General features: G+C 46.0%; 19 protein-coding genes. 2 read left to right on the top strand and 17 right to left on the bottom strand.

Annotation, left to right across the window (positions count from 1 at the left end; genetic code table 11):
- Positions 1 to 5 precede the first annotated feature (5 nt).
- The 11 genes from MKY44_RS11710 to MKY44_RS11660 all read right to left on the bottom strand — a co-directional run bounded on the left by MKY44_RS11710 (position 6) and on the right by MKY44_RS11660 (position 14,438).
- Entirely contained in the window at positions 6 to 1,463 is a 1,458-nt protein-coding gene (locus tag MKY44_RS11710) for a sensor histidine kinase (RefSeq protein WP_341007165.1), read from the bottom strand.
- Positions 1,441 to 2,148 carry a response regulator transcription factor gene (locus MKY44_RS11705; RefSeq protein WP_253508005.1) on the bottom strand — a complete coding sequence of 236 codons (708 nt, stop codon included), beginning with the start codon at positions 2,146 to 2,148 and terminating at the stop codon, positions 1,441 to 1,443. The genes MKY44_RS11710 and MKY44_RS11705 overlap by 23 nt, the downstream gene beginning before the upstream one ends.
- Before the next feature lie 233 nt (positions 2,149 to 2,381).
- Positions 2,382 to 3,827, bottom strand: a complete 1,446-nt coding sequence (locus MKY44_RS11700; RefSeq protein ID WP_341007164.1) for a 4-hydroxyphenylacetate 3-hydroxylase family protein — start codon at positions 3,825 to 3,827, stop codon at positions 2,382 to 2,384.
- A 173-nt stretch (positions 3,828 to 4,000) separates the two neighbouring features.
- Positions 4,001 to 5,959 carry an ABC transporter permease gene (locus MKY44_RS11695; protein WP_341007163.1) on the bottom strand — a complete coding sequence of 653 codons (1,959 nt, stop codon included), beginning with the start codon at positions 5,957 to 5,959 and terminating at the stop codon, positions 4,001 to 4,003.
- A complete protein-coding gene (locus MKY44_RS11690) occupies positions 5,934 to 6,704 on the bottom strand; it encodes an ABC transporter ATP-binding protein (RefSeq protein ID WP_036608600.1) in 771 nt (256 codons plus the stop codon). The genes MKY44_RS11695 and MKY44_RS11690 overlap by 26 nt, the downstream gene beginning before the upstream one ends.
- Positions 6,705 to 6,992: 288 nt before the next feature.
- On the bottom strand, positions 6,993 to 7,976 hold the full coding sequence (locus MKY44_RS11685; protein ID WP_341007162.1) for a sensor histidine kinase: 984 nt from the start codon (positions 7,974 to 7,976) through the stop codon (positions 6,993 to 6,995).
- A complete protein-coding gene (locus MKY44_RS11680) occupies positions 7,973 to 8,677 on the bottom strand; it encodes a response regulator transcription factor (protein ID WP_047842720.1) in 705 nt (234 codons plus the stop codon). Before MKY44_RS11680 ends, MKY44_RS11685 begins: the two co-directional genes overlap by 4 nt.
- A 41-nt stretch (positions 8,678 to 8,718) precedes the next feature.
- Positions 8,719 to 10,059, bottom strand: coding sequence for a beta-N-acetylhexosaminidase (gene nagZ / locus MKY44_RS11675; protein ID WP_341007161.1), 1,341 nt, complete (start codon positions 10,057 to 10,059; stop codon positions 8,719 to 8,721).
- 398 nt (positions 10,060 to 10,457) lie between these two features.
- Positions 10,458 to 11,561 (bottom strand): NADH:flavin oxidoreductase, encoded by a 1,104-nt coding sequence (locus MKY44_RS11670; RefSeq protein WP_341007160.1) that lies wholly within the window; start codon positions 11,559 to 11,561, stop codon positions 10,458 to 10,460.
- A 332-nt stretch (positions 11,562 to 11,893) separates the two neighbouring features.
- Positions 11,894 to 13,207: a hypothetical protein gene (locus tag MKY44_RS11665; protein WP_339286614.1), complete on the bottom strand. Its 1,314-nt coding sequence runs from the start codon at positions 13,205 to 13,207 to the stop codon at positions 11,894 to 11,896.
- A gap of 181 nt (positions 13,208 to 13,388) precedes the next feature.
- Entirely contained in the window at positions 13,389 to 14,438 is a 1,050-nt protein-coding gene (locus MKY44_RS11660; protein WP_076249528.1) for a 2,3-butanediol dehydrogenase, read from the bottom strand.
- A 386-nt stretch (positions 14,439 to 14,824) separates the two neighbouring features.
- Here MKY44_RS11660 and MKY44_RS11655 point away from each other — a divergent pair, with 386 nt between their 5' ends.
- The gene (locus MKY44_RS11655) at positions 14,825 to 15,862 is read left to right on the top strand and encodes a LacI family DNA-binding transcriptional regulator (protein ID WP_076327868.1); all 1,038 of its coding nucleotides are present in this window, start codon (positions 14,825 to 14,827) and stop codon (positions 15,860 to 15,862) included.
- Between the two features lie 177 nt (positions 15,863 to 16,039).
- On the opposite strand, the gene MKY44_RS11650 is transcribed toward MKY44_RS11655, so the two are convergent.
- Positions 16,040 to 17,008 carry a D-2-hydroxyacid dehydrogenase family protein gene (locus tag MKY44_RS11650; protein WP_341007159.1) on the bottom strand — a complete coding sequence of 323 codons (969 nt, stop codon included), beginning with the start codon at positions 17,006 to 17,008 and terminating at the stop codon, positions 16,040 to 16,042.
- Between the two features lie 80 nt (positions 17,009 to 17,088).
- Complete coding sequence (locus MKY44_RS11645; RefSeq protein WP_017688803.1) at positions 17,089 to 17,670, bottom strand: TetR/AcrR family transcriptional regulator; 582 nt, start codon at positions 17,668 to 17,670, stop codon at positions 17,089 to 17,091.
- Between the two features lie 239 nt (positions 17,671 to 17,909).
- Between MKY44_RS11645 and MKY44_RS11640 the strand changes: the two genes are divergently transcribed.
- Positions 17,910 to 19,130, top strand: coding sequence for an MFS transporter (locus tag MKY44_RS11640; protein ID WP_341007158.1), 1,221 nt, complete (start codon positions 17,910 to 17,912; stop codon positions 19,128 to 19,130).
- A gap of 1 nt (position 19,131) precedes the next feature.
- Here MKY44_RS11640 and MKY44_RS11635 read toward each other — a convergent pair whose 3' ends face one another.
- From MKY44_RS11635 to MKY44_RS11620, 4 genes are all read right to left on the bottom strand, one after another.
- Positions 19,132 to 19,293 (bottom strand): hypothetical protein, encoded by a 162-nt coding sequence (locus MKY44_RS11635; protein WP_155985038.1) that lies wholly within the window; start codon positions 19,291 to 19,293, stop codon positions 19,132 to 19,134.
- A 32-nt stretch (positions 19,294 to 19,325) separates the two neighbouring features.
- Positions 19,326 to 19,781 carry an SRPBCC family protein gene (locus tag MKY44_RS11630; RefSeq protein WP_341007157.1) on the bottom strand — a complete coding sequence of 152 codons (456 nt, stop codon included), beginning with the start codon at positions 19,779 to 19,781 and terminating at the stop codon, positions 19,326 to 19,328.
- A 160-nt stretch (positions 19,782 to 19,941) separates the two neighbouring features.
- Positions 19,942 to 21,027 (bottom strand): HD-GYP domain-containing protein, encoded by a 1,086-nt coding sequence (locus MKY44_RS11625; protein ID WP_047842713.1) that lies wholly within the window; start codon positions 21,025 to 21,027, stop codon positions 19,942 to 19,944.
- A 283-nt stretch (positions 21,028 to 21,310) separates the two neighbouring features.
- On the bottom strand, positions 21,311 to 23,146 hold the full coding sequence (locus tag MKY44_RS11620; protein WP_341007156.1) for a UbiD family decarboxylase: 1,836 nt from the start codon (positions 23,144 to 23,146) through the stop codon (positions 21,311 to 21,313).
- Positions 23,147 to 23,168: the final 22 nt, after the last annotated feature.

The raw sequence follows: 23,168 nt of genomic DNA, 5'->3' as shown, positions 1-23,168 counted from the left end.
CTTATTTAATTTGGAATCTCAATGGTAAACACGGTGGTCTCTCGCCCACGCCGGGAAAGGATTAGCCGTCCGCCCATTTTCTCCGTATTACGTCGTGCGATGGACAAACCAAGTCCGGTGCCTCCGGTCGCTGTCCGCGCCTCATCCCCTCGTACAAATGGGTCAAAGATGGTTGACCACAGTTCTTGTGGTATGCCCACTCCGTTATCTGCCACCTCTATCACCACATGGGTATGAAGCGGAATGAGTTCGACGCGCAGTTCGGTCCCGATTGGATTATAAGACAGAGCATTGGTAATCAGATTCTGGATGACTCTGGATAACAGCTCCGGATCGTACCTCGCGTAGATCACCTCATCAGGAACAAGTACATGAAGGACAAACTGTTTCTGTTCAATCTCCCCATAGGTATCTGCCATAATCTCGCGCAGGAATTCTCCAATCTCTCTTCTCTGAATATGCATGCGAAAATCGGGCGAATCCACCTTGAGCAGCTCCAGCATATTCTGTATCATGCGTGCAACTTGAACAGACTTGTTATAGATGTATCCCAGGTATCTTTGCTGCCTGTCCTTGTCCTCCCCACGTCCTTCCACCAACGCCTGTGCATACCCCTGTATAGATGTTATCGGTGTCTTCAGATCATGTGATAAATCTACAATCAGTCGCTGTTTACTCTCTTCGGCGTAACGTTTCTCCGCAGAGGTGTTCTCAATGACGTCCGCCATGTAGTTGAAGGTCTCACCTATCTGGACAAATTCCCTCTCGGCTGAGATCGACATCCGTGTACTATAATTTCCTTGTATCATCTGCGTAAGACCCGAGGAGAGGATGCTGAGTGGTTTTTTGATTCTCCGTGCGACCCAATAGCTATAGACAAAGATCAATAATAAAACCAAACCAATGCCAATCATAATGTAAAAGGATAATGGATGTTTCAGATTGGTAATCAACTGATTATCATTAATCCGCACGCTGACCAGATCACGCGGGATTTTGAGCAATAAATATGCTGCCGCTCCTTCTGTCGAGAGAGGAGTGATCGAATAATAGTATTCCTGGTCACTCCGATTTTCCAGTCCATCATACAGATCGGCTTCACTGTATTGCGTGAACGCATCTTGCTTGTCTCCCACATGACGAATGACATTGCGATTCGCATCCAGAATCTCAATCCAGCCACCGCTATCCTTGAGACGTTGAATCTCTGTGTCTTTGCCTTTCGACACCGAACCTCCACCGGAATAAAATTCGTTCTCCAGCTCCTCCACATACACGTGGGCTTCAACATTCAGATTCGGGTCTACCACCTGATCCGAAATGCGAAAATCCACGACATCAAGTGAAACCATAAGGTACACAATCAATACCAGTAACAGCAAAAAGAAGTTGAACAGCAAGAAGTCCAAAGTCAGGGATGTCTGCAACAGTCGCTTTTCTCTAGCTTTCCATGGGCGCTTCAATTTTGTATCCAAGTCCCCTTATCGTTTTGAGATATTCCGGTTGTCTGGAGTCACGCTCGATCTTCTCCCGAATGTTGCTGATATGTACCATAATCGTGCTGTCCTCGTGCGCATAATAGTCGCCCCAGACCGCTTCGTATATTTTTTTACGGGTGAACACTCGGCCAGGTTGATCAAGCAACAATTCCATAATTTTATACTCTGTAGAGGTCAATGTTACAGGACTTCCTGAACGAAAAAGGATACATTGGGATCGATCCAGCGTCAGATCACCTAATACCAGATTCTGTTCTTTCGCTGCGGGGATCTCCGCTGCATCAAATTGATTTACTCTTCTGAGCAACGCCTCTACTCTGGCGACAATCTCAAGCGGGTTGAACGGCTTCGCAATATAATCGTCTGCCCCAAGTCCCAGTCCAAGGATTTTATCGTGATCCTGACTTTTAGCGGATAGGAACAGTACAGGCATGTGATATGTGGCTCTGATCTGTTTGATCAACTGCAATCCATCCATTACAGGCATCATGATGTCCAGTATGACCAGATCGATCTGTGTTGAACGTATGCATTGTAATGCCTCGGCTCCATTCACCGCAGTTTTAATGGTATAGTCCTTCTCCAGATATAGTTGAAGTAGTTCAACAATCTCTGGTTCGTCATCTGCAATTAATACGGTGTATCTCATGTTATTCCTCTCATTTCCTATACTCTATGCCTATCTCTACATTATTACTATATACTACGTCTCTTAATTCAACCTAAATCATTTCTAAAGATAATCTAAATAAATAGAAATAGAGCCCTGGCTCAGGCCAAGGCATTAACTAAAAAGGGCTGTTTTCAGCCTACATTCAAGCTTTTCGTTCTTCATTCAGGCTTTCCAATCCTCATTCGGACCATTTGTATTAGATTATCAGATCAGTCCTTAAGCGAACGTAGCCACGGCTCAACTTTCCCCAATAAACGCTCCTTATCATACTGCACATATTGGTTCGCCCGATTGCGCACGGGATCACCCGCGTAAAAACGTTCATATAAATCATGCCTTGCGCCGAGTGGACTTCCGGTCAGCTCCCATGCGAGTTGAAAGAGACGAATCTTCTCCGCGGCTTGCATCGTTACTCCACCAAGATATTTGCCTACCATAGAACCCATCATTTCATTCATTTCAAACGTACCCGAAGGAATCTGAATCAGACCACCCGCAGCAATGGTCTTCAAAATCTCCACCGCGCGGGGATAATAGCGATTGCCCAGATTACGTGCGGTTTCAATATATTTAAATTCCGGCAGCCAGTTGCCAAATGCGTCCGGCTTGGACTGTGCTTCAGCAGCAATAATCAGTCCCTCGATGGTTTGCATCTGACTGATCAGCTCTCCAAGTTGTTCCTGCACATTCAGGAAAGAGTCCACCCCGATCTCCTTGGCAATGGATGAGGTCACGGCTGTAATGAACTCCAGTTTCGAGTGTAATCGAATGACACTCTGATGGTAGGCCAGACTGGCCGAAGCTGTATTGCAGCGAATCTGCCATACGGCTTCAGGGTTATTGTGCAGTAATACACGTTCCCAGGGCACAAATACATCGTCAAAAAATAATACCGCATCCATCTCATCATACTGCGCACTGAGTGGATGTGATTTATCTGTATCTTTTGTGGCAAAAGATTCACGACACATCATGTGCAAGCCCGGACTGTCCGCGGCTACAATTACCATATGGGCCAGCTCTGGCAGGTGGCCTGGAATTCGTTGAACGGGATAAGCAATGATATCATCGGCATAAGGCGCTGCTGTTGCCACCATTTTGGCCCCGCGGATCGCTACGCCTTCCGTATTACTTTTGACAATTCGCAGCATGGCATCCTCATCTTCTCCAACAGGCAAGGAACGATTAATCTGCGGGTCACGCTGGACAATTGTCAGGAATGCATCTTTTCGCTTGGCTTGTTCAAAATATGCGGATATTTTACCTGCAAATACCGGGTCATGCGCTGTCATCTCATGTCGTGTTGCGTACCAACCTGTCAGCCTGGATCGGGCATAATCAGACAAACGGCTCATAACCCCATACGTCCGATCGGCCCATAGTCGAAAAGCATCCGCCCTGCTGTTTACATCAGGAAGTGAACGAGGCACTAGAAAGGAGCGATGCACGTAACTTCCTGTCTGTTCGTCCCAGTAGGCCACGGTTTCCCTTGTCTCCGGGTCATCCACCAGATTGAACAATCCTTCTATGGTTTGAAGTGTTCCCTGAAAGGCCTGATGCCCAGTTACCTGGATACGCTCTCCGTCCAGCCATACATTCCGCTCATCATTCAAACGTTTAATGTAAGCTTGTCCACGAGACATCGTGATACTCATGATATGTCCTCCCTCTCAGGCACCGGCCTGACATTTCTGTAACTCCATCCTTCTAACTGCTTGAGAAACTATGTAATGATACATTCTGTATCTAATGAAATAGTACTGTGCCTGAGCTAGAAAAGTCAACAGACACCGAGCGATGAGTCCGGTGTCTGTTGGGCCATGCTATTTTAGACTAATTTGGAATACATGTGACGCAGATACCGCCAGCGCACGAGTGCAAAATACAAGATCTGCATGGAAGCAAACACCAAGAAGATGCGCAGGCTGTATCCAAAGACCGAGAAATCAACCAGTTGCTGCAACGCCACAAAGGCAACCGAACTGTGGATGACCGCCACCAGAATCGGCAGGAAGAACATAAGCAATAGCTGCCTTGTTACGATCTTACGGAGTTCGGGACGACTCAGTCCCATTTTGCCAATCATGCGATACTGCGCTTCATCCCGTTCTAGATCTGCGTAAAGTCTGAAATACGTGAAACTTGCTGCAAAGGTGAAGAAAACAATGCCAATCAGACCGCTCAAGATCAGAATGATCCCGTTTGTTTGTTTGGAATTAAGCCAGTCCACCACAAGCGAGCTGGTCTCGAAATAACCGCGATCGGATCTATCATTTTGAATGGATTCGATTAACTCCGGAGCGAAGCTGCGTGTACTCATCCAATCTTTTACGACAAATTGCGTCGTTCGCATGGAATAGAAATCTTCAGGCATCCCCACTTCCTCGTTATACGCCGGTCTCAACTTCTCAAACAATTCGTTGGTTACAACGTAGAGATTAATTTCATTTTGATAAGGAATCACAATATCGGTACCAGGTGTCACTAGCCGAATCTGTTCCGACCGATTATCAATCTCCAGCTTGACCTCCGCCCCTGAGAATCTTTGTTCGGCCTGTTCACGGTACTTCTTACGAACCGCCAAATTACTTGGTGTCATAAATGACTCATCGACCTGTTTCAACGTACGTTCTTCGTACCCAAGTGCCTTCGCCAGACGGTTATAATCACTCAGTTTGATAATCCTTCCATTATTATTTTCAGATATATGAACATAACTGCCCTTTACGTAGGGAACTTGATGATCAATCAACGTTTCTTCAATCTGCCGAATATGTCGCTCGGAGTTGGGAGTATCCCATATATTCATATAACTGAATGCGTACGGATTCGACATGGACGACAACCCCGGGTCAGCAATAGCAAGCATGGTGCCAATTCCCGTAAATGAAGAAGCTGAAATGATACTTACCATGAAAAACATGATGGCGTTATCTTTCATTCGATAGGTAAGTTCAGATAGGAAGAGCAGATTGGTTTTACGGAAAAACAACCTTGGATTTCTTTTCAGTGCCCGAATGATGTATACACTGAGCTGCGTGAACAGAAAGTACGTACCTGCAATAACAACCACGACACTTGCGAGTAATAACGGAAAGGAGAAGCTTATCCATACAAAAGTGAATACTCCTGCATAACCCCCACCAATCAACAATACGGATAACAAGGCGAGCAGACGTGAGGCTTTGGGTTCCGGTTTCGGTTTTTCCTCTGATTTCACAAGGTCAATGAGCGAACCTTTCCGTATGAGCAGGGATGACGACATCGCAATGATAATAAACAGCAGCAGAAATGCGCCAGCCGTCAGGGCAATGCCTTTCAGTGGAAAATAGAATCGAAGACTGTTCTCAACAGCCAGCATGGAGCCACAGATCAGCAGGATCAATTTGCCGAAAATAATTCCAAGTCCAATCCCGGTAATGATGGAAGCTAATCCGATACACATGTTCTCCATAAACAGAAGTCTGTTCATCTGTTTACGTGTCATGCCTATGATCAGGAAAATACCAAATTCCTTCTTGCGCGTCTTCAGAAATGAACCAACGGAGTAGAGCAGGAACAGGAATGAAAAGATGAATATAATGATCTCTGCAATCACAAACCCCTGATTCGCAAGCAACGTAACCGTCCCACTTGATCCCTTTAAGCCCGCTTTCAAATCAGGATGGAACAGGAGCAATGCGTAAGTAAAAAAGATCATAACGGAAAATGTACTGCTCAGAAAATGAGCCAGATAAATTCGTTTGTTACGAACAACGTTATTAATGGCGAACTGGCGAAAATTCATGTCCTGAACCTCCCATTAGGGATAATACATTAATAATCTTCTGGTAAAAGGCTGCGCGATTATCGCCGTAGTGAATTTCATTATACAGTTTGCCATCCTTGATAAAGACAACCCGACTGCAATAACTTGCAGCTACTGCATCATGAGTGACCAGCAGCATCGTAGCCTGATCCTCCTGATTGCGCGTTTCGAGAATCTCCATGACATCTCTTGCCGCCTTCGAATCCAGGTTGCCTGTTGGCTCATCGGCCAGAATCAGCTTCGGGGAATGGATAAGCGCTCTGGCAATAGCCGTACGCTGTGCCTGTCCTCCTGATATCTCATATGTCCGTTTGTTCAGAATACCCTCGATCCCCAACTTGCTTGCCAGCTGTTCGACACGTGTGTTCATCTCTGCTAGCGAAACACCGTCAAGAGTCAGTGGCAGCACAATGTTTTCCTTGACTGTCAGTGTATTTAACAGATTGAACGATTGAAAAACAAATCCAAGCTCTTTGCGCCGGAACAGCGCGAGTTCGTCCTGATTCAATTCAAACGGATTCTTTCCTGCAATCCGCAGTTCGCCTGATGTTGGGTGATCAATGGTTGAGATCATGTTCAGCAGCGTTGTTTTGCCACTACCCGATGGTCCCATGATGCCAACAAACTCACCTTCCTGAATACTGAGGTCAATACCTGATAACGCTTCATAAGATACGATGCCTTTGTAGATTTTACTGATCTGTTTCACAGAACAAATCTCCATGGTTACAACTCCTTAGTGATATATGAATTCAAAATCAAGTTACATTCATGCTATGTGCATGTGTATTGTGCGTGGCCTTTCCTGTACTCTTATGACTACAGTCTATCGAAGTTTCGGCCATTCTCCTATGGTTTAACCTTTCATCAACATGACAATGTTGTAAGGTTGCATCATGAAAATCAAAAAGACGCCTTCGCCCCGATCAGGCAATAGACGTCTATACATACACTCACACTTCTTCAACAAAAATACACACCTCACGGCCCAATCTTACCTCAATCTGTCACTTCAGGAGTTGAATGTGATTCGTACAGTCGTTCCTTCGCTGTACACGGATTCAAGATCAATCCGATGATTCATCCGTGTTAACACTTCTTTGGCAATATACAGCCCCATGCCTGTGGACTCTTTGAAATGCCGCCCGTTCTCCCCGGTGAAGAAAGGCTGGAATACCCGGTTTAGATCAGACTTCGGAATTCCGATGCCCTGATCCTGCACTTCCAGTATGATGGAGCGTTCGGCTTCATACGCACGCACATAGATCTTTTGCCCGCTGCCCGCGGAGTATTTGATTGCGTTCGACAGTAACTGTACCAGGACAAACCGAACCCACTTGGCATCGGATTGCACAACCAGCGCAGGATCTATATGTATCTCTGGATAAACGTGATTGCGAATAAAGAATCGCTTGAGCTCATGGATCGCTTCTTCCCCAGCGGTCTTCAGTATCACAGGTTCCACACTGAAATCCTGCTCGAAGGTATCCAACCGGGCTACATACAGCACAGTCTCCAAACCTCGCCTCATCTGGTCCGCTTCCTCTCGAATGCTTATGAACCGAGGATCGTCATCTTCCTGGCCTTCCACGGTCAACTCAATGACGGATAACGGTGTCTTCATCTGATGGACCCACTGGTTCATGAATGTCAGATATTCTTGCTGCCGTTGTTCCAGCCGATGAAGATGAGCATGGTACTGTCCGTATTGTGAATCCAGCAGCTTTTCCAGCGCCAGTGATAAAGGACTTGTTTCGTTCAATGGTACAAATTCCTTCAGCGAATCCATCGATCGTGACATCCGGGTATAAAAGGAGCGATGTGAATAATAACGATACACCAAATATCCGATGTATAAAAACAATCCCAGCGCTACGGCATAAGCAGCCGTGACCCAATCGTTGTAACCGTCATACCAGAACACCGCAACAACGGTGAACAAGATGGCAACAACCCAGCACGTTAAAGCAAGATGTTCTCGTATAAACAATCTCATGATGGTGAAGAGGCCTTCCAGGTATTGTTCAATCGGTAACCCGAACCTCTGACCGTTTCCAGTGCGTCCGTAATACCAAGTTCGGCTAATCGTTTACGCACCCGAGTAACGTTTACGCTGAGTGTATTGTCATCCACAAAAGAGTCATCCCACAGCTTTTCCAAGATTGTCTCTCTGCTCACCAGCTTGGGACTGCGGCGGAGTAACGTTTCCAGCAGAATCGTTTCCTTCTTCGTCAGCTGTACTTTGCGATCACCAAGCTGAATCTCCAGTCTTTCCAAGTACACGACCAAACCGTCCAGTTCCACCTTGCGTTCTTCGTCACGTGCAGCATAGTCCCCATATACCCGGCGCAGCTGACTTCGAATTTTCGCTATCACAATCTCATGCTCAAATGGCTTCGTGATATAATCATCCGCCCCGTTCTCCAGTGCCATGACCTGATCCATCTTCCCACTTCGCGCGGAGATAAACAAAATGGGGCATGTGGACAGCGTACGAATCTGGCGGCACCAATAGAAACCATCGTAACTGGGCAAGTTGATATCCAGAAGGACCACATGTGGCTGTACCTGCTCAAACTGTTGTACAATCATCTCAAAATCCTCGACCAGAACGGCCCGGTCCCCGTAGCGTTCAATATGTGATTTCAATAATCCCGCAATCTTGGGATCGTCCTCTATTATCATAATGGTATACATTATTGGATCTCACCTCTGGCAAAATCATAACACAGGATTTATTATCTAGCATCGATTTGCTTACGCCAATCCACAATATCTGCATTCAATTGCTTCAGGTCTCCGGAAGCTTTCTGATCATCCGATAACTTGTATTGTTGCTTCAATGCCAGGATACGATATACACTTTCATCAATTCGGGACTCGGTGATTTTGCCTGACTTCACTGCACTTATTAGCGTATCAAAAATCGTCTTGGCACTCTCATAACTGTGAGCTACCAACAGAATGTCACTTCCTGCTTTAACCGTTGCCAGGGCTGCCTGGTCCAACTTGTAGTTATTCGCGATTGCACCCATACTCAGGTCATCTGTGATGACCACACCATCATACTTGAACTTCCCGCGCAAATGTTCACCTATAATGACATCAGATAAAGAAGCCGGATGATCCGGGTCCAGCTTCGGGAACAAAATGTGTGCAACCATGACCGCCTCTACCTGTTCCTTCACTGCGGCCTGGAATGGAATCCATTCCAGCTCGGCCAATTGTTTTTCCGTTTTATTCACAACAGGCAGATCGAGATGGGAGTCCACGGACGTATCACCATGACCCGGAAAATGTTTCACTACCGGAATAATGCCTTCACTACGTAGTCCCTTCATCTCTGCAATCCCCATACGTGACACCAGTTCTGCCGAGCTGCCGAATGAACGATCTCCAATCACCGGGTTCTTCGGGTTACTGTTCACATCCAACACAGGAGCAAAGTCCACATTAAAACCCGCAAGCTGAACTTGTCTGGCCAGCAATTCACCCATCGTTTCAGCAAGCGCGCTATCTTTTGTCTCGCCTACTTTTCTACTGGAAGGAATGGATTCCACCGTCTCCGGCATACGACTGACTTTGCCGCCCTCCTGATCCACACTCATGAAGATCGGTACCGGGTTGGACTGATTCGCTTCCTTGATGGATTGCACAAACTTGGCTGTTCCGTCGAGTGTCGATACATTGTTGGCATAGAAAATAATGCCCCCTACCTTTTGATCCGTAATCATCTGTTTGGCTTGATCATCCAACATTGTCCCTTGAACACCGGCCAGTATCATCTGTCCAATCTTCTCTTCTAACGTTAATGAACTGAGTTGCTCCTGCACCGGATCGACTTCTTCTTGCGGTACCTCTGGTACTTCTTCCTGCGGTGGAGCGGTATTCTGCTCCGACGATGAGGAAGATTGCCCTGAGTTGGAGCCAGCGTTCGATCCGGTATTCGAGTCCGTTGCGGAGGAAGGTTTCTGTGCTTGGCCACATGCGGATAAAAGCAGGACTACTCCCAGCAGAAGACACAGCATCTGCAGTGGTTTTCTCCATTTATTGTTCGAGTTGTACCTATAGTTGTGCAAGGATATTCATCCTCCTTATGTAATGTCATCTTGGCAACCCTTGGGTTCAGGCCTAACCTTATCATAAGGTGGTGGATTTTCAAAATAAGTCGTACTGAAGATTGAATCGTTGTTCAGACACTTAAACGGCAAAAAAAGTGGTTGCACTGGAACCTGAGATGTGGAACTTAATGGTGTTGTGACTAGGCGCGTGTGCGATGTATGTGGAGAGTAAAAAGGAGCAACGGTGCAGGAAATGATTTTCTATTGTGAATTTTTCATATGTTGAAATTATTAGTATAGGCAGATCAAAAAGCCGCCCAAAGGCGGCCTATTTGTTCGTTTTTGTTTTACTTTTCGTTGTAAATCTTTGCCGTTCAGCGTTCGTTCACCTTTCACCAAACGTTCTTAGGCTTTTATTAATGGAGTGTTTGCAACACTTCCGTTGTAAATGGAATGATTTCGGATATGTGACCTTCACGAACTTTGGCAGGCCATTCGGGATCACTAAGCAGAACACGACCCAAGGCGATCAAGTCAAATTCATTGTTCTCCAACTTCTCATTTAATAAGTCCAGATGGGCATCCCCTGTTCCCTGGTTCTCGGTTGCTCTGTCTACAAATTCAGCTTCAAGACCTACCGATCCAACTGAAATAGCTGGTTTGCCTGTTATTTTTTTAGTCCAACCCGCAAGATTTAGCTCGGAACCTTCAAATTCAGGCAACCAGAACCGGCGTGTAGAGCAATGGAATATATCCACGCCTGCAGCACTGAGTGGTGCCAGGAATTGCTCCAATTGTTCTGGCGTCTCCACCAGACGTGCCTCATAATTCCCCATCTTCCATTGGGAGAACCGGAGCACAATTGGGAAATCAGGACCAACCGCCGCACGACAAGCTTCAATCACTTCAACCGCAAATTGGGTTCGCCGTACCAAATCACCACCATAATTGTCGGTCCGTCGATTCGTCTGCTCCCAGAAGAATTGGTCAATCAGGTATCCATGGGCTCCGTGCAGTTCAATGCCGTCAAACCCGATTCGCTGTGCATCCGCTGCCGCTTGGGCAAATGCCTGTACAAGACCTTGAATCTCCTCTTCCGTTAATGGTTCACGTGATGGTTCACCTGCCATGCTTACCCCTGACGGACTTACAGGTTCAGCTTCTGCGTTAGGCAAGTCACCGGAACGACGTGCTGTACCCACATGCCACAATTGTGGCATGATTTTGCCACCCGCTTCATGTACTGCTTTCACTACATTAGCCCATCCTTGCAACGAATCTTCACCATGGAATAATGGAATACTCGCTCCACTAACCGAAGATGGATGATTAATGCCTGTACCTTCCGTTATGATGAGCCCCACTCCACCTGCTGCTCTGCGACGATAGTATTCAGCAACTTCTGGTCCAGGTACGCCCTCTGGTGAGAATCCGCGAGTCATGGGTGCCATAACGATTCGATTAGACAATGTTAGCTTGTCCGAGGTGAACGGTTTGAATAATGCTGAAGGTACGTTCATAGTACATTGCTCCTTTGCAATTGGAAGTGTGGAACTCCGCATCCACATGAAATGCGACATGCTTTCGTATATTGTAACACGTGTAATCCAGTTGACTGGTTTAGGATTATTTCTCTATCCATTTTATAGTTTCTTAATTTTATTTTCAAATTTTCGAAGTTGGGCGTTCAAACTACTCTTATAGAAAAAAAAGAAAGCTACCTTACGGCAGCCTCTGTTGGATCACACTACCGAAGCAGTCTGACATGCACTCTACTACATCTTAAAGTATTTTCCCGGTCACCAATAATGTGGATGTAGCATAGTATATAATCCATAATCTTCCTTCCAATTTAATTAGCATTCACGGGGATATCACTGCGGTTCACTCGAAGCAATTTCCCTGATGAAGTTGATAACACATCCGGATCGGTACCCAGACCAAAGTAGAAGTCACCCTCGTTCTCTTCGAAAGACTTGGCATAGGTGTCCTGGTTAAAACGTAAAATCTCATTCCATGTGGTCAGATCCGTGGATTGGTAGACCCGATTGATATACAGATTGGCACTTTGGCGAGTGTACGTAAGCACATACACCTTGCCATCACGCAACAGCACATCGGTTGGGAGCGCCTTGGCATCCGGGAGATTAACTCGCCTTGCCTGATTGATGTCGGTCATGACATTCAAAGATTTGGGCAGCAGCTGCCCATCATTAAACACGCCACCTGCTATATAGAGCAACTTGTTATTGAAGTTAACATTCTTGCCTATTTTATTATAAGGAATCGTGCCCGTTTGATAGGTTAGTCCAGGCAGCATTTTGTTACCATAGATGACAACATCCCGTTTCTCAAGCTTTTCATTAATCTCCAAAATATTAGTTTTGTCATTCCATATTTTATTGGCAGGATACATCATGCCAGATGCATATAACTTGCCATTAAGATGGAACATGGTATAAGCCCGGAAACCAAACGTATTAATGGTCGCATATTTTTGCCAAGTTTCACCTTCATTATGAGAGATTAGAATGGTTGGTTTGGACTCTGTACCCAGCGCGGCAAACATCTTGCCTTGATAAGATGCCAAATCGTATACGTGTACACCCAGCGGCAGATTGCGATATTTGGTCCACACCTCTCCATCCAGACGATAGAAGTTACCCAGCTCCCACTGTTCACTATCGGAATCATTGCCAGGAATATATAACTTGTCGTTTAGTACTCGGTAGATATCAATCTGTTCCTCATCCACATACATCTTCGTTGATGGCAAAATGCTCGGATTGCTGTTAGTCACCGACTGGGTCTTGAATTTTGCATTCGCTGTATCATAATAAATGACTGGAATAGGACCTGAATTTGGAGCTACGCCCAGATTGCTGCTATTTCCGTGGCCCAAATATATCTTGCCGTTGTACAGTTGCATGTCCCAGACGTTATTAGCATATGGTGTTTTGGTAAAAGGTCTGCCTAGCAGTTCGATCTTCGATGTTACATCGGCTGAACTGATCGGTGCATTCGACACCTTGGCAAGCCCACGTTCCGTCGCAGGGGGTTGACTCGTTGACGTGGTGTTTTTCGGCTTGGAGTTCCCCATAAGCATCCAGCTCATTCCTGCGACAATGGTCAAAATTACGGCTGTCCATTTTGTATGTCTCTGCATGTCCGCTTCCTCCTTCATTTTTTCATCATTATTACCTTCACACCAAGATGATACAATTTGTATCTTTTTATACTATGTAAAACCACCCGTTCATGCAACAAATTCCGCCCTATTTATACAAAAAAAGTAGACAACCACATCTGTTGATGTGCTGTCTACTTGTTCTTATTGTCTGTGATTTCTATTCAGCTTTTACCAAAATCTTAACCTGATTTTTCTCTTTCAACAGTGCTTCAAATCCATGCTCTACCACTTCATCCAACGAAATTCGTTTGGTCACCAGCTTGTCAGCCGGGAAGAAACCTTTATCCATCAGACTGATAACCGCCGGGAACACATCGCGATAACCAATAATGCCATTAACTGTACGTTCTTTCATGACAATTGAGTTCGGGTGAATCGGCGCTTCCTGTTCAAAAATGCTGACGATCATCAACTCTCCACCAATACGTGTTGAATCGATGGCTTGTTGCAGAACACGTGGAACACCGGTTACTTCATAGGCTACGTTAACGCCACCTTGTGTGCGCTGATGGATCTCTTCCACGACATTAAACTGCATTGGATCAATCACAATGGCACCGAGCTCTTCGGCTTTTGCTTTCCGTTCATCCGATAACTCCACCACATAAATATCCGACGCTCCCGAAGCTTTAAGCGCTTCGATGACCAGTAGTCCGATTGGGCCTGCGCCAAACACAGCTGCCGTATCTCCCACTTTCAGTTTGCTCTGGCGCACAGCGTGAAGTGCTACAGCTGAAGGTTCAACCAACGCACCTTGCTCATACGAGATTGAATCCGGAATGGCATGTACCATGTTTTCTGCAGCAGTTACATACTCGGAGAATCCCCCTCCGCCTCCAGCGAGTCCAAGGAAGCCCATCTGATCGCACAGATTGTATCTGCCCTGTTTACAAGCTTCGCAGTGTCCACATGCATAGATGGGTTCTACCACAACACGATCGCCTGCCTTGAAACGTGTAACACCTTCCCCTACTTCAACCACCTGTCCTGAGAATTCATGCCCCATAACTATAGGCGCTTGTTCCCCTGTTAGCGGATGCGGTGCTTGAGCGGGAATGAAGATTGGTCCTGCTGTGTACTCGTGCAAATCACTGCCGCAGATACCGCACCATTCCACTTTTATTTTGACCTTTCCTTCTTCAGGGTGAGGTTCATTAATATTTTCGAGACGTAAATCTTTGACTCCATGCCAACGTAATGCTTTCATTCATTTCATCTCCCAGATCATAATTTGTGATATAATCGGAAACGTTTCCGTAAATTAAATATGTCACATTTTAGATACGCTGTCAAACATATTTCTCCATTAATATGTCTATTTCATGATCATATCGAGTTCACTTTAGAATGCTTATACTTTAATTCAAGTGATCTTAGCGGTATTACAAACGATGTAATCCTTGTTATTAACATATATTATGGCAAATATTATTGTAGTTCCATTGAAATTAAATCAGGCCTCGCCATAAATCTGGTCCTTTCACGGGATACTTCATTGTTCAAATGTTATAATCAAGTTATATAACTATCGTGAAGTTCATACATATTCCTAATAATTCGGAATCGTTTCCGATAAAGTGAGGTAAGCGTACATTGAGGAAAGAACAGAAACTTACGATCAAGGACGTTGCAGAGCGTGCCGGCGTCGGCATCGCTACCGTATCCCGGGCCATCAACAATTCAGAAGGCATCAGCAGTAAAACACGGGATAAAGTTATGCAGGCCATTGAAGAACTGGGGTTTGTACCCAACACCTCGGCACAGAGTCTGAAAATCCGGCAAACGCACCAGATCGCGCTTGTAGTACCCGACATACGTAACGCCATCATTCCGGAAATCTCCTGGTCTGTAGAGCAAACGGCGAAGCAGCATGGGTACCATGTCGTGCAGATCAATACGGCAGGCAATGCCAGAACGGAGCTTGAAACCATTCGTAATGTCAAAAAATTGCATGTAGACGGACTGATCTTCATGCCTCTGGCGTACCCCAAAACGTTACCCGGACTGATTGATAAAGCGCCGCTCCCTATCTCCATGATTAATTACGGCAAAAAACTGGAACCGGGCATGAAGGCAGATATCGTCTCTCTGTCTCAGCCTGAAGGCAAACTGGTGATGGAACATCTGTTCAAAATTGGCCGGACTCGAATCGCTTATGCAGGAGCACCAAAGGACATTATTGAAGAACGCTTTCGTGCGTATGAGCAAGCCGTAGGTCACGTAGACATTTCTCTCGTATACTTTGGTGAGGACTTTTCATTGAATACAGGTGCCAATGCTGCAGATTATTTCTATGGACTTACGCATATGCCAGATGCTGTCTATGCCATTAATGATATGGTTGCCATCGGATTGGTTAATCGGTTCAAGGAGTTAGGGGTTCGTGTACCTGAAGATGTGGCAGTTGTGGGTGTCGATAACAATCAATGGACAACCGTCACGTCTCCTCAGATTAGTTCCGTGTCCATAATGGGCGAAGAAGTCGCCAGACTTGCTACTGAGCTATTGTTAAAACGAATTCGGGAGATGAGCACGACCGATTACGAACACATCCAATTTGAACCACGCTTAATCGTTCGTGAATCAAGCGTAGCCATGATTCATTCTTCCCAGCGAGGGCCACGCAGTTAAATTTGGTGAGGGGGATGGGTCACCAGGATAGGATGTATTTTACATCCGTCCCTTCATTTGTTTTCTACACAGATATACTAAAAAGGTGTTGCTCAGGTCTAACTCTTTCCTGGCAGCACCTTATTTGTCGTTGATTATATATAACTATAGCAGAGTCATACTCCGCATACGTTCATTCTAAGAAAGCAGTTGCCTGATCGGTGTTCCCTTCAGGAACATCGCTATATTCTCTACGGTATGATTATAATAGATCTCATAATTGCCACGAGTCACATAACCCAGATGCGGTGTGGCCAGAACGTTGGGCAATGTTCGCATTACATGGTTAACTGGTAGCGGTTCCTGCTCATATACATCCAGACCTGCACCAGCAATCACACCACGCTGCAATGCCTCCACCATAGCTTCCTGATCTACAATGCCCGCTCGCGACGTATTTATTAATAGCGCACTCGATTTCATTAGTTGAAATTCGGCTTGTCCGATCAGATTCCGCGTACGATCACTTAATACTAGATGAATGGATACGATGTCGCTCTGTGCAAGCAGTTGCTCCTTGGTCTCGCACCAGATCACACCATGTTTTTCGGCTTTCTCTTGTGTCAGATTCTCGCTCCAGGCCATCACATCCATACCGAATGCTTGTGCGATCTCAGCCATACGAGTACCTATTTTGCCCAAACCAAGCAATCCAAGTGTTCTCCCATGCAAATCCAACCCTACAGTGCTCTGCCAGTTTCGATTGGAGCGAAGTGCATTATTTTCCGTAACCAGTTGTCTGGACAGCCCCAGAATCAGTGCCCATGTAAGCTCCGTCGGCGGATTAGAGCTTCCCTCGGTTCCACACACAATGATGCCGTTCTTCTCTGCAGCCTTGAGATCTATCGATGCGTTGCGCATACCACTTGTAATCAGAAGTTTTAGCCTAGGGAGCTGCGAAATGACCTTCTCTGGAAACGGTGTACGTTCCCGCATCAGGACCACAATATCAAAATCCTGCAATTCCTGAATGACTTTTTCTTCCGAGCCCATATAGTTGTTGAATGTCTGAATCTCCACCTGATCCATCAACGGACCCCAGTCCGCCGACGTCAGCGCAACGTTCTGATAGTCATCCAAAACAGCACAGCGCAACTTCGTATTCATGTCTGATCTCCTCCTATACCTGCTCAATTCTTAAACATATTGTAGCAACTCCGCATCACTTTAAACAGAATAAATACCTATTACTGCAGCAAAGACAGCGTAACCTGGATGCTCTGCTCTACAAACAAGCGGTCCGGTCCTGATTTCATCAGTACGGTCAGTCCAATCATGGATACAACCAGAGACTGTGCGACCGCACTCGCGTTCATGTCAGTAGACAACTCCCCGCTCTGTTGCCCTCGTTCTATCGTTTCTTTGAAAAGAACACCCAGGTACATCTGATGCTCCCGTGTAAGAACAGCGAATTTGGGATCATGTGGAGCCAGCTCAACCATCGTATTAATGCAAAAACAGCCGTGACTAGGCTCGGTCACACTCCCCTCTGCTCCAATATGTTCAAACAATCCACGAAAGGCTTCCCGCACGGAGGAGCCCTGTTGAAGTCTGGCTCTGACTTGGGCCGCATGCTGAGTGGTATACCTGCGAAGTGCTGTTTCGAATAATTCCTTTTTATCGCCAAAAGCCGCGTACAGACTGGGACGTTGTATGCCCATTGCGGTCGTCAAGTCATTTAAAGATGCCGCTTCGAACCCTTTGTCCCAAAACGTATGCATCGCTGCATCAAGTGCTTTATCCGTATCAAATTCCCGTTGTCTAACCATACAACTCACCTCTTTATGTATCGATCAGTATGTTTATATATTTTAACCTCATAACAATGGATAAGTCAAAGATCACTCATTTAAAATTATTATAATTAAGTAACCTCCTCCATAAAGCCTTTTTAACCAAATTGAAAATCTCACCCAATTCTCTGTTGACAGAATTCACGCAAATAAAGTATGGTTATCCCGAAACATAACATACCGATCGGTACATAATAGAAAGGTGACATCCATTTATGCAAACTTCTTCTCCAGATGCACAATTATCCAATAAGGATCGTCCTGCCATGTCACGGTTAGTTGCTCTTCTTTTTGCCGTGTGCAGCGGACTTGCGGTCGCCAATATCTATTATGCTCAGCCTTTGCTGGACTCCATCGCTCAAGAATTCAGCCTCTCTCCATCATCCATAGGGATTGTCATCACAGTGACTCAAATATGTTATGCCTTGGGGCTGTTCCTTCTTGTTCCGCTTGGTGACCTCTTAAATCGCCGCAAGCTGATCATCATTCAAATGCTCTTATCCGTGCTTGCACTGGTTCTCGTAGGAACCGCACAATCCAGCTCACTTTTATTCACGGGCATGGCTGTCGTAGGTCTACTCGCGGTCATTACGCAAACGCTCGTTGCCTTTGCTGCACACTTGGCAGCCCCTTCCGAACGTGGTCGCATTGTCGGGCAGGTAACCAGCGGAATCGTCATTGGTATTTTACTTGCACGAACGGTTGCAGGTACGCTGAACGATTGGTTCGGGTGGAGATCGGTATATCTCTTCTCCGCCAGCCTTACATTACTCGGAATTGTCGCCTTATTTTTTGTTCTCCCAAGGCAACAATCCCCACAGGTAAAACAAAGCTATATCCAATTACTCGGTTCCGTCTTGCAACTGTACCGTGAGTTGCGTGTGTTACGAGTACGAGGTGTGCTGGCCATGCTGATTTTTACAGCCTTTAGCATCTTGTGGACTTCTATGGTACTGCCACTAAGTAGCCCTCCACTGTCCCTGTCTCATACAGTCATAGGTGCATTCGGTCTCGCAGGAGCGGCTGGAGCACTGGCCGCTGCCCGTGCAGGTAAACTCGCCGACCGGGGCCTTGGGCAGAAAACAACCGGTGTCGCCCTTGTCATTCTGCTCTTGTCCTGGCTGCCCATCGGTTATGTCCATCATTCTCTCTGGTTTCTGATCCTGGGCGTTATCCTGCTCGATCTCGCCGTGCAGGCCGTTCATGTTACCAACCAGAGCCTGATCTACGAAGTTCGCCCCGAAGCAACGAGCCGCCTGACGGCAGCTTATATGATCTTTTATTCCATCGGCAGTGCGATTGGCTCCATCGTTTCTACCCAAGTATATGCATGGGCGGGCTGGACAGCTGTTTCCTGGTTAGGTGCTGGCGTTAGTGCAGCAGCCCTTGTGTTCTGGATGATCGATCGTTATATGCATCGGAATCTCGATCGTTGAATTAGTCCAGTTTATTCCACACCACAATAAAAAGAGTTGCCAACGGACCAAATAACAGGGAAATCAGAAACCAGTTCCGACCACTTCTGTTTTTTCCCTGAGCCAGTCCGGCATTAATCAAGGCAAGTGTGCCCCAACCTACAAAATATTCATTATCCATCAAATGTCTTCTCTCCTCTATCCATTTAATTCTGGCTACTGCTCAAGCATATCTTTGAGCTTACGATTACGATCCTCCAGAAATGCCTGTATGTATCTCTTCAGCACAAGTCGTTCGGTTGCCCATCCCAGCAATCCAAGTGGAGCTTCGAATCGAAGTGTGTCTCTCATGCAAGTCATCTGATCCCCAATTACGCTGAAATGGTGTTCATGTCGCATGCTCTTGAAAGCCCCTTTCTCCATCTGATCCACAAAGAGGAAAGGTCGTTCGAACTGCACAATTCGGGACTTCAACTTCTGTCTGACCCCAAAATGAGTAGCCTGAAATGTAACGGTATCCCCTGCTCCAATTCTTCCTGTGGTTACTCCTGCAACTGCTCGCTCTCTTGTATGTTGCCAGACGGTCTGAGTATGTACATCAATATCCCGGGCATAGTCAAAGCATCGTTCAATCGAGGCATGTATTGTAATCTCGGTTGTCACTTCAATCATGGCGATCGCTCCTTGGCAGGAAAATAAGGTCTTTGCAAAGTATACGCTTGCTTCCTTGGTCGAACAACATATTTAGGATGATATAACAAAAAACGGGTCCCCTGTCTTCGTACAGGAGGCCCGTCCTCAATATAAGTAAGGAATACAGATCATATTTAGATTAAATAAGCAATTCATCAATGGCAAGCGTACGCTCTTTTGAGAGATCGCGATATTCTTCAGACTCCACTTTGATGAGTGGTTTGAAAATATCAGACGTATTGTTCATGACAATAACACCTTTTTCTCCATTGCTGAGCAGTACCTGTTTCCCGATGAAATTAGGAAGCAAATGTTGCATCAATGCCTGAACCGGTTTTTCATTCAATTTACCAAATCCCATTCCATAGATATCTCTAAGGTTGTTGATCAGATTTGGATTGCTTCCTCCGTGATTCCCTGATCTCATGCCTATATAGATATCCGCTACAGATACAATCTGGGTATAGGGATGAATTTCACTTTTCTCAAGCTGCATCGGATAACCAGACCCATCTTCCCGCTCATGATGCTGCAGAGCAACCAGTGCTGTCGCTTCATCCGTCATCGAATTTTTGATGATTTCATGACCATATATGGTGTGACGCTGCATTTCAAGCTGCTCGTCCGCTGTCAACGGTTCTGTTTTGTTCCGAATCCGGTGGGATACTTTGCACTTTCCAATGTCATGCAGATAACCACCGCGACTAATCTGATAACTCTCCTTCTGAGAATATCCAAGCCAATTCGCAAGGTAGAAGGACAACAATCCTACCTGGATTGAATGTGTATAGTTATTGACGTCATCCCGCTCCAGCATCATCAGGAGATGAACGACATCTTTCTGCTCATCCAGTCCCTCAACCATCGGTTGCAGTGCATCATCCACCATGGTGGCGTTGAACTTGCCAACGGTCAGAGCTTCGAGAAAAGCATTTTGATAATTATGTACAGTCTGAATAAATTGGGACTTCAGCTCTTCTTCAGGCGGTTCTTCCTTCGTAGTTATCCCCGAAGCATGCTTTGCGGCTGCTGCAAAAAATTCTGCTTCAGTGATTTCCTCTTCGCGTGATTCAATATCTACATAATCTACACGGTGCTGCATAAGCAAGGTGATATCCTCACCTTTGATCACAGTTCCCTTCCCGAGAACGTGTAATCCTGCATCGCTGAATGTATCCGCAGTTAGACGGTCTCCGTCTTGCAGGTTCATAATATGGATTCTCAAATCGGTATTCCCCCTGAACAATTCATTATAGTAACAGCACCCAACGGAACGGGGCCACAAAAATACCTATACTTCTTTATATCGTTATAATTCTTCAATTCATACATAGTTCAAACGACCTTAATCACAATGGTAAATACGAACGCCTAAGACTTTATCCTCACTCCAATATCCAAATTAGTCCCGGTTTTAAACTTTTACACACTTTTGTGCCTCATCGCCGTATCAGAGTAAGCCAAAGAAGTTCAAACGCTCCGTTTGAACTTCTTCAAAACATCTCAAATTAGATTTTGATCGAACCCAGACTAGCACCTTTAACAAAAAATCGTTCAATGCTCTTCTCGACCGAAGCATCGGGAATCAGCGGCGGTGCTTGGTGAGGTTTTACACGCGCATCAATAATCACCTGATCACAGCCCCAATGCTTGTGGTCATATCCGCTATTAACTCCATACATATCATGTGAAGGATTGCTTCGAGTAAAGGTTGCCCATAAGAAGTTGCTGAGGTTAGCACTCAGGAACGAACTGTCGTCACATAGAATGATCATCGGACAAGCGTCCAGACCTCCCTGTTCTTTCAATAGAGACGTGAATGCTTGCATTTCCTGTGCTGTATCTGCATAACTCGTGAAGGCAGATGTCTGGATCGAAACAATGCCCGGCATGATGAGCTGCGGATTCTCATAACCACGAATGTTTTTCAAAGACTCCGGCACTTCCGTGCACAACTCTCGAACCTTGTCGCCATACGCTGCAAAAACGACCTTGCTGCCGCTGTTCAGTCCTGTACCCGAATAATCGAGTGTATCAATGGTTGTATGGGTATGGAAATGAATATCCCGCTGCATATCCATCCGCTCCAAGATATAGGTCAGGAATTCAACTTCCTTATGGGTGTCCAGAGGTTGCTGATCCTCAGCAGTAATAAACAGGTACTTCGCCAGACTGAGCTGACCCGTACCCAAAATACGGTTGGCAATCGTAAGCAACTCTGTCGGCTGCTTTACCGCCTGATACGGCGTGTAACGTTCACTGCCGATTGCAAACAGTAATGGATGGACCCCTGCTGCATCGACCGCATGTACTTCTTTGACACCTGGAATCTCCTGTTTGATCGCGTCTCCAGTAATCTCATGAATCAAATCCCCAAAAGCCGTATCCTCTTGCGGTGGACGACCAACAACCGTAAACGGCCAGATAGCATTAGGTTTGGCATAGACTTTATGCACACGCATTAGCGGGAATTCATGCGTCAGACTGTAGTAGCCCAGATGATCCCCGAACGGACCTTCGGGCTTTGTCTCGCCTGGGTAGATATCACCCGTGATGACAAAATCGGCATCATTGCTAATGCAATACCCGTCCTTGTAACTGTACCGGAAACGACGTCCGGCGAGCAGGCCGGCAAATGTCATTTCACTTAGTCCTTCAGGCAAAGGCATAACCGCTGAAAGTGTATGTGCAGGTGGACCACCAATGAAAATACTCACTTTCAGTGGTTCTCCCTTTTTGACCGCTTTGGCTTGATGTATACCAATTCCGCGATGAATCTGATAGTGTAACCCAATTTCCTTGTTCATTTCAAAATCATTGCCATCCAGTTGAACCCGGTACATCCCCAAGTTTGAATTCATGATTCCTGGTTTGTCCGGATCTTCCGAATAAACCTGTGGCAGCGTCACAAATGCCCCACCGTCCATAGGCCAATGTTTGATGAGTGGTAAGTCCGAGATTTGAATCTCTTGCGCCGACACGGGTAGGCTTATAGATTTCTGTTTTGGCAGCGCCTGCCATGCAGCAAGACCTGTACGGACATGCTGAAATGGCGTCTTAAGCGCCTTCATGGGATCGTCACGAACTGCCATGACCCGTTGTACGCCTTCCAGCGTACCGCGGAACATAAACTTGCTTCGTTCCACCGTGCCGAACAGATTCGATACGGCCTGGAACTTTGAGCCTTTTACATTTTCGAATAACAACGCCGGGCCTTTAGCCTCGTGTACTTTCATGTGGATCGCTGCCATCTCCAGATGAGGATCAACCTCTTCTTTGACCCGAATCAAATGACCATGCTGCTCCAGATCGTTAATACAATCTTCCATATTGCGATATTTCATTGGATGGCTCCATTCTCTGTAT

Origin of the sequence: Paenibacillus sp. FSL R7-0026 (assembly GCF_038004485.1) — a bacterium.
Classification (GTDB): domain Bacteria; phylum Bacillota; class Bacilli; order Paenibacillales; family Paenibacillaceae; genus Paenibacillus; species Paenibacillus xylanexedens_A.
Note: the sequence above shows the minus strand (reverse complement) of the source record. Positions and strands in the feature narration are given on the sequence as shown.